The 10,540-nt window shown below is 68.3% G+C and carries 9 protein-coding genes and 2 pseudogenes; 2 read left to right on the top strand and 9 right to left on the bottom strand.

Annotated elements, in window-relative coordinates; genetic code table 11:
• Together AWZ10_RS36955 and AWZ10_RS36950 are read right to left on the bottom strand one after the other, a co-directional pair.
• Positions 1 to 1,141 (bottom strand): hypothetical protein (locus AWZ10_RS36955; protein WP_107417570.1); only part of this gene is annotated, 1,141 nt, incomplete at its 3' end.
• A gap of 26 nt (positions 1,142 to 1,167) precedes the next feature.
• Complete coding sequence (locus AWZ10_RS36950; protein ID WP_060893200.1) at positions 1,168 to 1,875, bottom strand: HdeD family acid-resistance protein; 708 nt, start codon at positions 1,873 to 1,875, stop codon at positions 1,168 to 1,170.
• A gap of 183 nt (positions 1,876 to 2,058) precedes the next feature.
• Here AWZ10_RS36950 and AWZ10_RS36945 point away from each other — a divergent pair.
• Positions 2,059 to 3,000: pseudogene (locus tag AWZ10_RS36945) on the top strand (DUF2252 family protein).
• 87 nt (positions 3,001 to 3,087) lie between these two features.
• On the opposite strand, the gene AWZ10_RS36940 reads toward AWZ10_RS36945, so the two are convergent.
• The 5 genes and pseudogenes from AWZ10_RS36940 to AWZ10_RS36920 form a co-directional block, all read right to left on the bottom strand.
• Positions 3,088 to 3,285, bottom strand: a complete 198-nt coding sequence (locus AWZ10_RS36940) for a hypothetical protein (RefSeq protein ID WP_037690953.1) — start codon at positions 3,283 to 3,285, stop codon at positions 3,088 to 3,090.
• A gap of 166 nt (positions 3,286 to 3,451) precedes the next feature.
• Positions 3,452 to 3,973, bottom strand: a complete 522-nt coding sequence (locus AWZ10_RS36935) for a hypothetical protein (RefSeq protein ID WP_060893199.1) — start codon at positions 3,971 to 3,973, stop codon at positions 3,452 to 3,454.
• 690 nt (positions 3,974 to 4,663) lie between these two features.
• Positions 4,664 to 5,506, bottom strand: a pseudogene (locus tag AWZ10_RS36930) (IS5 family transposase); the annotation flags it as partial.
• A 79-nt stretch (positions 5,507 to 5,585) separates the two neighbouring features.
• Positions 5,586 to 6,467, bottom strand: coding sequence for a TIGR03620 family F420-dependent LLM class oxidoreductase (locus tag AWZ10_RS36925; protein WP_060893198.1), 882 nt, complete (start codon positions 6,465 to 6,467; stop codon positions 5,586 to 5,588).
• On the bottom strand, positions 6,464 to 7,390 hold the full coding sequence (locus AWZ10_RS36920; RefSeq protein ID WP_060893197.1) for an NmrA/HSCARG family protein: 927 nt from the start codon (positions 7,388 to 7,390) through the stop codon (positions 6,464 to 6,466). Before AWZ10_RS36920 ends, AWZ10_RS36925 begins: the two co-directional genes overlap by 4 nt.
• A 161-nt stretch (positions 7,391 to 7,551) precedes the next feature.
• Here AWZ10_RS36920 and AWZ10_RS36915 point away from each other — a divergent pair, with 161 nt between their 5' ends.
• A complete protein-coding gene (locus AWZ10_RS36915) occupies positions 7,552 to 8,148 on the top strand; it encodes a TetR/AcrR family transcriptional regulator (RefSeq protein ID WP_060893202.1) in 597 nt (198 codons plus the stop codon).
• A 232-nt stretch (positions 8,149 to 8,380) separates the two neighbouring features.
• Here AWZ10_RS36915 and AWZ10_RS36910 read toward each other — a convergent pair whose 3' ends face one another.
• Complete coding sequence (locus AWZ10_RS36910) at positions 8,381 to 9,328, bottom strand: peptidoglycan-binding protein (RefSeq protein WP_244172676.1); 948 nt, start codon at positions 9,326 to 9,328, stop codon at positions 8,381 to 8,383.
• 116 nt (positions 9,329 to 9,444) lie between these two features.
• Positions 9,445 to 10,056, bottom strand: a complete 612-nt coding sequence (locus tag AWZ10_RS36905; protein ID WP_060893196.1) for a peptidoglycan-binding protein — start codon at positions 10,054 to 10,056, stop codon at positions 9,445 to 9,447.
• Positions 10,057 to 10,540 lie beyond the last annotated feature (484 nt).

Raw genomic sequence — 10,540 nt, 5'->3', positions numbered from 1 at the left:
GCTCGGCCGCCGTGGTGCCACGCCTGGCCAGGGCCCGCGCCCGGCGGGCGACCCGCCCCGGGCCGTACAGATAGGCGGCGAGGGCCGTGGCCAGGAAGACGACGAGAAGGGTGCGGGTGCTGTCGCGCAGGAAGCGCAGGAAGGTGTCGAAGATCGCCGAGGCGGCGTCGGGTGGCAGTGCCCCGGGGGGTACGGCGTCCAGGTAGACACGTCGGACGACGGCCAGCGCGACGAGCAGCACCACCATCATCAGGGTGAGGCCGAGGGCCGTGATCAGCAGCATCACCCGGTGGCCGGGTGCGGTCCACACGGCCAGGGCGGCGAGTGCGACGGTGATGACGGGCAGCCAGGTGCCGAGGATGTCCAGCAGCCGCATGGCGTCCTGTGCCTTGCCCAGTTCGTCGGTGTGGAACAGCGTGACCGTCCGGTCGCTGTCGGGGATGGCGGCGGCCTTGTCGAAGCCCGCGTCGACGAGGCGCTGCCGTACCTGGTCGACGACGGAGCCGACGTCGAGCTGGATCGTGTCGCCGGTGGCACGCAGGGCGCCCTCCTGTTCACCGGTGAGCATGTGCACCACCGCGGCGTGCGCCCGCCGGTTCGACCCCTCCCATGCCTGGCGGAAGAGCTCGCTGTCGATGACCCGGGTGACGTTGCGCTCCACGACGGTGTGGACCACGGAGCGCAGCGGACCGTCGAGGGCCCCGGCCCCCGCCACGACCTGTGGTGGCGCGCCGTTCTCGGCGAGCACCTTGGTGAGGGCGTCCGTCACCGCCTTGACGTCCACGTTCTTGACCACCTCGTTGGTCAGCCGGTCGATCACGACCTGCTGGACGGCAGGTTCGGAGGCCAGCGGGGCGACCGTCTCGACGTACCGGTCGGTGTCGGCGACCGTCTCCTGCACCCAGGCCGCGACGACGGCGAGGGGCGCGAGGAGCAGGGTCACCACCAGCAGGACACCTGCACCCGCCTTGCGCAGCCGGCGGTGTCGTACGCCCGCGTGCCGGCGCAACCGCTCGTATTCGGCGCGCTCCGCGGCGCTCAGCGGGTGACCCGCTCCACCGCCCGAGCCGTTTATGTCGTCCGAGCCGCTTTCGCCGCCCGGTCCGGAGTGGGGTGGTACGGATTCCTTGCCCGGGACCATGGCTCCTCCTCGCTCGGGGCTGGGGGTCAGGCGGTGCCGGCGGTCGTGTCCCGCGGACCCGTGGGGCCCGCCCGGCGGAGGGCGGCCCGCCAGGCGAGGGCGACCGCCACCTCGGCCAGGCCGAGCAGGACGAGCCACAGGCCGAGCAGCCGGGTCAGCGCCGTGGCCGACTCGGTCGGCAGGGCCAGCACGACGATCCCCGCGACGATGCCGAGCACCGCGGCGACGAGGACGAACCCGCGGTGGGGCAGGTCCTTCGCGGCGAGGGCGGTGTGCAGGGTGAGGATGCCGGTCGCCAGCCAGACGATCCCGACGATCAACGAGAGCGCGGCGATCGTCTGCAGCGGGTTCCGCAGGCAGAGCACACCGGCCAGGACGTACAGCAGCGCGAGGAGCAGCCCGGAAAGCCTCTCTCCCGGTTCCTCCCGGGCGAAGACGTCGACGAACCGGAAGGCTCCGATCGCGAGCAGGTACAGGCCGATGAGGACCGCGAGGACGTGCAGGGTCTCGTCCGGCCAGACCAGGACGACGATGCCCGGCACCAGCATGGCCAGCGCCGCGCCGAGGATCCATTTCCAGGACCGGCCGACCCGCGCCAGCGTCTCCGCCGGGTCTCCCATCGCTCCGGGTACCGCCCCACGGGACATGCCGCCCGTTCCGCCGGGCCTGTCGGCGGCCCCGCCGGGCCGCTCGTCCGGCCCGGTACGCGGTTCCGGGCCACGGGACTCGGTCATGGCTCCTCCTCGCGGCCGAGCGGGCCGCTTCCGCACCGTCGGCGCGCGACGGTGTGCGGTGACCTGACGGGGCCAGCGTCCCGCCGCCCGCCACCCGCCGGATCACCCCCGGCGGGTGATCCCCGCGGCAGCGGACACGGTGAGGTGGGAGACATGCCTGGCCGGCGGTTCACGAGGTGTGTCATGACGCGGTCGAGCGCATTCACGGCATCGCTGTCCGTGCCCGAACGGGCTGCGTACGTCCGCGACGCGCGCACGCGCGCCTCGCGGTCCTGCCACGGCTGGTTCGAGGCCGACGCGGACGCCGGACGGACCGACCCGATCGAGGTGATAGAGCGCCAGTCGGCCACCCGGCTGCAGGAATTGGTCCCGATCCGCTACGGCCGCATGCTCGAATCCCCGTTCCGCTTCTGCCGGGGCGCGGCGGCGATCATGGCGTCGGACCTCGGCACAAGGAGAGCAGACGCCGTACCGCGGAGGCGACGGCCAAGGCCCGGACGCGCACCCATCTCCAGACCTTCGAGAAACTCACCCGGGTCACGGCCGAGCGCCGGCATCTGCTGCGCCGCTACCACGTCGTCGACATGGCGCGGAAGGTGGTGGGCGGTCGGCAGCGTCGGAACGCGCTGCCGGATCGTGCTCCTGCTCGTCCGCGACGACACCGACCCGCTGCTGCTCCAGGCCAAGGATGCGCAGCAATCCGTCCTCTCCATCCAGCTCGGCGGCGACCACTACGACAACCAGGGCCGCCGTGTGGTGTCGGGGCAGCGACTGATCCAGACGACCAGTGACATCTTCCTGGGCCGGACCCGCGTCGTCGGCCTCGACGGGCGCGCACGGGACTTCTACGTACGGCAGTTGCGCGACTGGAAGGGCGTCGCGCGGCAGGAGACCATGGATCCCGGTCTGCTGGGGCTCTTCGCACGGCCGTGCGGGGCCGGACTGGCGCGGGCCCACGCCCGCTCCGGCGACCCCGTCGCCATCGCCGCCCACCTGGGCGGCAGCGACCGCTTCGACCGCGCCCTCACCGAGTTCGCGCAGTCCTACGCCGACCGGAACGAGCGGGACTTCGACGCGCTGGGCGTCGCCTCGCACACGGGCAGGGTTCGCACGGAGAGCCTCTGACACGGCGCTTTCTCCGGCTCACTGAGTCACGCCCAGTGACTCAGTGAGCAGTGGTTCGGTGGTTCGGTGGTTCGGTGGTTCGGTGGCTCACTCCGGCAGCTGGCGCATCTCCAGGACCCTTAGGCCCAGGGACTGGCAGCGGGCGAGCAGCCCATACAGGTGCGCCTCGTCGACGACGTGTCCGAACAGGACGGTGTGGCCGGACATCTCGACATGGTCCAGCTCGGGGAAGGCGCTGGTCAGCGCCTTCGACAGCTGTCCGTCGACGCGGATCTCGTAGCGCATGAGCGATGTTCCCCCATGGCCTGGTGCGGGCGGGCTGCGCCCCTTCTCTGCGATGTGCTCCTGTGATGTGCTCCTGTGATGTGTTCTCTGCGATGTGCTCCTGCGATTGCTTCACTGCGATCGTCCGTCCCGGAGGCCCTGCCGGGCCTCACCCCCGGAAGGTGAGTCAGTGGGTCAGATAGAGCTTGAACGCGATGATCAGGAGACCGAGCAGCAGGTTCACCGAGGCCGTGACGGCGACCAGTCCCCACGAGGCGTCGGCCCGGCGGGCAGCGGCAGCCGACCAGCCCACCTGTCCCGCCACGGCCACCGAGAGCGCCAGCCACAGGGCTCCTGACACATCGAGGCCGAGGACGGAGCTGACGGCCACGGCGGCGGCTGGTGGGAGGGCGGCGTTGACGATCGGCCACTCGTCGCGGCACACCTCCAGCACGATCCGGCGGTCCAGGCCCCGCTGCGCAAGGCGCGCCCCGAACAACTGGGCGTGCACATGCGCGATCCAGAACACCAGGGCGGTGAGCAGCAGCAGGAGGACGAGTTCCAGGCGGGGGTAGGACCCCAGAGTGCCGACGCCGATGATGACGGAGGAGGCGAGCATGGATCCGTAGACACCGCCGGTGTAGTCGGCACGGGCCCGGTGCTCGGCGCCGCGCTCGGTACGGGACCCTGCGGGCCCGGTCGCGGACATCGTCTCGGCCTCCTCCCGGGGGGGGCAGCGCGTCGAGCCGCGCTTCCGGTGCGCCGGCTCGGTTCCGGTCGAACGCAGTCCCGGTTGCCGTTACCGTCGCTGTTGCCTTCTCCAGTCCTATTGGCTGTGGCCCGTCCCGGACGGTCGCGCACGGTCCGTCCGCCCGCTCGCCAACCGCGGGGTGACCAGGAACGCGGCGAGGGTGATGCCGCCGGCGGCGAGGATGGCTTCGACGTCCTCGACGAGTTGGCTGATGGAGACGTTCACGAGGGCCGTGTCCAGAACCATCGGGCACTGGGCCGTCCCCAGGACGATCAGAGCCCGCCAGTGCTTCACGGTGTTCTCCTCGCCGAGTCGGACCGGGACACCGCTGGGCGTCACCCGGACAGCGACCGTCACCGACCGGTCGCCACCTCCATCGCAGCTCAGAAGCCCCTTCGGCGCCTCACCCGCCACGGGGGATCTGCCCACCGCGCGACCGGTGACCGCAGACCGGCGAAGTCGAGCACAGGTCATGGCAACGGCAGCTCGCATGCCCGGCGCACGGCCTCGAAATCGCCCACGATCAGCCCTGGGGAGACCAGGGGAGACCCTGGGGAGACCAGGGGAGACCCTGGGGAGTTTCGACCGGCAGGCCGATCCCCCTTGTCTTCCAAGCAGTCCGTCGATGACGGTGCGCCCCTTACTGTAGGGCCTCCGGAATGAAGTGGTGGGCCACCGGTAGAGCTTTCTTGCACGTCGAATTAAGGCGCGCACGGTGACGAACGCGGCGGCGAGGTACAGGTAGAAGTCGATTACTCGGCCGTCGCGTTCGAAGCAGCGGCGGATCTTGCCGTAGCCGTTCATCCAGGATTGGGTGCGTTCAACCACCCAGCGCATGCCGACTTGGATCGGAGCGGGCACGCCCTTGCGGGCGATCTCGCCGATGAGGTCGTGGTCATCGAGGATCCGGCGGCTGGGCTTGCCGTCGTAGGCGGAATCGAGATGCACGGTGGCATGGGTGGGCAGGTTCCCGACCTGGTGCTTGGCCGCGTTGATGGTCGGTTCAAGCAGGACCGAGTCGTGCCGATTGGCGCCGGCTGAGGCCAGACCGAGCGGTATCCCGTCGCCGTCGACCAGGGTGGAACGCTTGAGCCCTTGCTTGGCCCGGTCGACTGGCGACGGCCCTGCCTTGTCTCCCTTGCATGGGGCCTTGGTGTGACAGCCGTCGACGGACAGCTCGGACAGCTCCAGGCCGATCATTTTGTCGTACGCGGTCAGCGCGATGCGGTGCAGTTCGTGTGCCAGTCCCAGGTTGCTCCACTCTCTGAGCCTGTTGCGGATGGTCCAGTCCGAGCAGTCGGCAGTGGCGACTCGCTCGTATCCGGAGCCGTGTACCAGTGCGTCGACAACCAGTCCGAACACCGTCCTGTCTGGAACGCGCCGACGGTGGCAGCCCAGCGGATGCGTGGGGTCGAACTCGGGTCGCTCGGGCAGGAGAGCCGAGAACTGCTCCCAGAGAGGCTCATAGTGAGATGACGGCACGGAGGGCAAGGCATCTCCTCAGCTTGCTCGGCGAACAGAGCGGCGAGAACAGCAGAGCCGCGCCTGATCGCCACGTTCCCGGGCCGGGTCAGGGCAGCAGGTGTGCTGCGAGTTGCTTCCACCGCCGTGTGGGCGGGGTGTGGGGTGTGGTGGTGAGGAGGTGGAGGCTGACGTGGTCGGCCCCGGCGTCAAGGTGCTCATGGACGCGGCGGGCGATGTCCTCGGCGGTGCCGTGGGCCACGAGTGCGTCGACGAGTCGGTCGTCGAGCGAGTCCACGTCCTCATACCCCAGGTCTGGGAGCAGGGTGCGGCGGTTGGGCAGGGCAGCTGCTGCCGTGGTGCGAGCCAGCGCGGCGGTGTGCGAGCGGTCCGGGCCTAGCACGCACAGCTGGGTGACGGCCAGGAGCCCGGTGGGTCCGAGCACGGCTCTGGCGTTGCGGGTGTGTTCGACCGACATGCCCAACGGGTTTGCGCCCCAGGATCGTTCGGCGGCGAGTGCGAGCATGCCGGGGTCCAGGGCCGTGAGTACACGGTGTGGTGAGGCTGCTGTGGCTGGCGGCCCGAACGGGGCGGTGTCCAGCGCGTCGAGGTAGGCGCGCATGGTGGGCAGCGGGGAGCCAAAGCGGTGGCCGCGGATATCTTCGGCGAGGCTGGGGTGGCTGTCCCACAGGCCGAGCAGGAAGCGTCCGGGGAATGCCTCCTCAAGGGTGCGCTGTGCGGCGGCGGTTGTCACCGGGTCGCGCGCGTAGATGTCCGTGCTGCCGGCTGCCACCACGATCTTTCGGGTCTGTGACAGCAGGATCCCGGCCTGTGCCATCGCTTCCCGTCCTGCTGTCTCGGGGAACCACAAGGTGCCGAAGCCGAGGTTCTCGACCGTGGTCACGGCCTTGCGGACACTGCGCGCCGAGCAGCTGTCGAGTTCGCCTGCCCAGATGCCGATGCGCCCGAGGTGGGGCCTCTGACCGCTCACGCGTCCTGTCCCTCTGCATCCTGGGCGTCCAGGAACGCCGTGATCTGGGTTGCGCCGGTTCGCTCCAGCCAGGTGCGGAAGTCCATCGCGGCGGGGTGGATCCGCCGTGTAGCGGGGATGTCGGCGCGGTAGCCGCGTTCGTTGAGCCACTCGTGGGCGAACGCGAACTGCTCGTTGACGGCGCGGATCGTTTCCATCGGGATCTGGGCGTACGGAAGCGGGCGCCCGATTGCCGTCTCGATGTGCGCGGCGATCTGGGTTGGGGTCAGTTCATCGCCGGCCAGGGCCATCGCTCGCCCGATCCACTCCTGGGGCCGGGAGAAGGCCAGCCTGGTGAAGAAGCCGACATCGTCCACGGCCATGATCTGCAGCGGGACGGCGGGTGCGATACCCGAGACCAGGCTGCCTCGTTGCAGGGCGTATTCACCGGTGTAGTTCTCCATGAAGGAGACCGGCCGCAGAGTCGTCGCGGGCATGCCGAGCTTCGCGATGTGCTGCTCAATCCGCCACTTGCTGATCAGGTTCTGCGGCAACGCCTCACTGCTGTGGCGGTCGGCGCCGGCGACCGAGCTGAAGACGAGGTGCCTGATCCCGGCGGTTTGGGCGGCCTCGGCGATGTTCATTCCCCAGCGGACCTCGTCCTCGGCGCAGAAGTCGGGCGCCGTGCCGGGGGAGCCCACCATGGGCTGGACGCTGAACAGGCCGTAGGCGCCTTCGGTAGCGTTGATAAGGGAGGATATGTCCTCCATCTCCGCGCGTACGATCTGCGCGCCGGTGCTCGCCAGGGCCTTGGCCGGTACCCCGTCCGGATTGCGCGTGAGGGCGCGCACATGCCAGCCACCATCGAGCAGATGCCTGGTCACCGCCCGGCCTTGCAGGCCGGTCGCGCCTGTTACCACGATGGTCTTGTCCGTCGGCTCCACTGTCTCTCCTAGATCTCGCACGCACCGGGGAGGGTGAGCCCATAAGTGGAGTGGCCCTCCGGTTAACGCTCGATACAATATGGAGGACCACCCCGGTTAGCAAGCCGTCAGGAGCCTCCGTGTCCCAAGACGCCACCGTGCCGTCCCCGCCCAGGCGTCCCATGCGTGCCGACGCGCGGCGCAACTATGAGCGGATCCTGGCCGCCGCCGGGGCCGCCATCGCTCAGCACGGCGTTGAAGCCTCCCTGGAGGAGATCGCGCGGCACGCCAGGGTCGGCTCAGCCACACTGCACCGGCACTTCCCATCCCGACAGGCGCTGCTGGAGGCCGTCTTCAAAGACCGGGTGGAGACCCTCTGCGCCAAGGCACGCGACCTCGCGGCCGAGCCTGACCCTGAAGCCGCGCTCGTCACCTGGCTTCACGCCGTCGGGGCACACGCCGTAACCAACAAGGGCCTGGGGGCAGCTCTGATGCCTGGTGTCGGCGACGGCGGTCCGACGCTGGGGGACACCTGCCACACGCTCATCGTGAACGCCGGCGGCGAACTACTCGCGCGCGCTCACCACGCACACGCCGTACGCCCCGAGGTCACCATCACCCAGCTGCTCAAACTCGTCGGAGCCATCGCGCTGGCTACCGAACACGACAGTGACGGCGCAGCCGAAACCGACCGCCTGCTGACACTCGTCATCGACGGGGTGCGCCAGCACCGGATGGCGCAGAGCGGATCCTCCGACATGACAGGCGAGGACCAGTAGAGCATTTCCATCGCCATGAGATCCCTGAGCTTCCGCAACCCTCGGGCCTATCCTCGGTCGCTCTTAGTGACGAAGCGTGACCGCCGGTGAAGAGTGAGGAGCAGGCGATCCGGCAGGCCGCACTGGATCACAGGCCTTGAGACCTTGGGCCGGCCGCGGGCGTCGGCGCGAAGCATGGGCTGGTGTTCGTCGACCGGTCACTGCTGCTCGACAAGGCCATCAGCGAGGACGGTCAGACGTTGGGGACCTGTAGCTTGTCCCAACTGATCTTGCCGGGGATGCCGTTGGCATCATCGCCTGCGAAGTCGAGCTTCTGCTGCCAGGCGGCGTAGGACTTCACATCACCCGGACCCCATACGTCGCCATGGGCACTCGACTGGTACCGGTTGCAGCCTTCGGCGACGAGCCGATCGTGCATCGCGGCGACGATCGGCGACTTCCTTCCGGTATGGAAGAACGACGCACCAGGGAACGGCTCGGTATCCGAGCCGGGGACGGGGTGCGCATCCTTGAAATGGTCGTACGCGTCCTGAGCCGCCGCGAGGACCTTGTCGTACAGGTTGTCCATGTGCGGGCCGGCGCATTCGGTCGCGGACCAGTGGTGGTGATAGAAGAGGTTGTTCTTGCTGGGACGTTCGCCGATCACCTTGACGAAGAGCCAGCCGGCGAGACGTGCGGCGTTCTTCCAGGTGGTCTCGGCGACCGTCCAGGCGGGCGCGAGCGTTGCGTTCGCCATTTCGATGCTGATGGTGCGCTGGTTGCCGACCGTGTTGCCGACGGCCCAGGCGTACTCGTTCACCTTGACGTACTGAGCGACGGCACCGACGGCGTCCACGTCGAAGTGGGCCGAAGTCGGACGCGTCTTCCAGAGGTCGAGCACACCCTGGTGCGAATGCCGGCCGGCGTTGTGGTGCAGCGTGACCGACGTCTTCTTGTAGGACTTGTGGGTGACGTGGCCCGTCGCGCTGAGTTTGTCGATGAAGTTCGAGACGGTACGGTCGTAAGCGATGGTGGCGGTCATTCGGGGGGCCTCCGCGTCCTTCTCGACGCCGTCCTCGGCGAAGGCGACGAAGTCGCTCTCCGGAAGGGCATCGAGGTTGTCGGTGCCTGGCCCGTCGGCGGTGCCGGTCTTCTCGAGGGCCGCCTTCACATCCTCGTGGTCGAAGTTCTTCTCGGACACGACGCCGTCCTTTCACTTACCCCGACTCTGCGTCGCCGGCTCCAAGCTCGACGAGCGGACTCAAGACGTAGAACTGCTGGTTGAATCAGCAATGCGTTGCGCGTCATGTTCAAGTCTTAGACGTTGGGGACCTTCAGTTTGTCCCAACTGGTCTTGCCGGGGATGCCGTTGGCATCGTCACCTGCGAAGTCGAGCTTCTGCTGCCAGGCGGCGTAGGATTTCACATCACCCGGACCCCATACGTCGCCATGGGCACTCGACTGGTACCGGTTGCAGCCTTCGGCGACGAGCCGATCGTGCATCGCGGCGACGATCGGCGACTTCCTTCCGGTATGGAAGAACGACGTACCAGGGAACGGCTCGGAGTTGGCGGGACTGGCGGGGCCGCCATCCATGTACTGCTTGTAGGCCCCGCTCGTGAACGTGGACCATTGGTTCCAGTTGTGCGCGTGTTTGATGGCCTTTGCCGTCTTGGCGTTGTAGAGCGGATCCTTGAGCTTTGCCGCAACCCTGAGCGTGTCCGGCGGGGAGAACTGCCCTGGGTGCTTGAGCGAGCGGATCTGGAAGAGACCGATGGACGGCCCCCACTTGTGGTCGACCAGATGCTGGTCTCCGATGACGACTGGGTCACCTTTGGACTCTGCCTTGGCGACGGCCGCCGCGATGGCGATGTCGCTGCCGGTGAACCCTGCCTGCGTGGCGAGGGTGCGCAGCTCGGTCAGGCTCATTTTCATTCCCGACGCCCCTCTCACCTCTCACTTGGTGATCAGAAGCCGTGTCCACATGGCGCATTACGGTGCCGGATCGAGGACCGGTTGTCGGCCGGAATTCTCAGCCGGGGAGGAGACACTGCTGGAGTGTGATAACCGCGCCTGCGGTAAGGGACAAAATCACGCTGCGAGCATCCCCTGATTGGCAGCACGTATACACATGGAGATCAGGATCCTCTTGGCCGCGACTCAGTGGGGTGCGAGCGGCTTTGCGAGGCATGACAGATCGGTCATTTCCACCATATGACAATGCCGGATATGGGGCAATCAGAGTACTGGCGAGCTCGTGCACGGTTGACGGTGAGACACCGCGGACTTCGGTGTCGCCCGTCTTCACGTCTGCCTGCGCGGAGTTGGCGAGGGGCACTGTCACGTTGGCTGACCGGTGGGATGATCTTCTGGTGATCAGCCTGGGAAGGGTCGTCGGTGGGGAGCGTGTCGC

The sequence above is a fragment of the Streptomyces europaeiscabiei genome (assembly GCF_001550375.1).
Taxonomy (GTDB): Bacteria; Actinomycetota; Actinomycetes; order Streptomycetales; family Streptomycetaceae; genus Streptomyces; species Streptomyces europaeiscabiei.
This window is presented reverse-complemented; position numbering and strand designations above follow the sequence as displayed.

Bases quoted from the DNA above. Each gene is read 5' to 3' on its own strand.
- AWZ10_RS36905 (WP_060893196.1), bottom strand. From the start codon at position 10,056: ATGAGCCTGACCGAGCTGCGCACCCTCGCCACGCAGGCAGGGTTCACC.
- AWZ10_RS36940 (WP_037690953.1), bottom strand. From the start codon at position 3,285: ATGCGCTACGAGATCCGCGTCGACGGACAGCTGTCGAAGGCGCTGACC.
- AWZ10_RS36935 (WP_060893199.1), bottom strand. From the start codon at position 3,973: ATGTCCGCGACCGGGCCCGCAGGGTCCCGTACCGAGCGCGGCGCCGAG.
- AWZ10_RS36915 (WP_060893202.1), top strand. From the start codon at position 7,552: ATGCGTGCCGACGCGCGGCGCAACTATGAGCGGATCCTGGCCGCCGCC.
- AWZ10_RS36950 (WP_060893200.1), bottom strand. From the start codon at position 1,875: ATGACCGAGTCCCGTGGCCCGGAACCGCGTACCGGGCCGGACGAGCGG.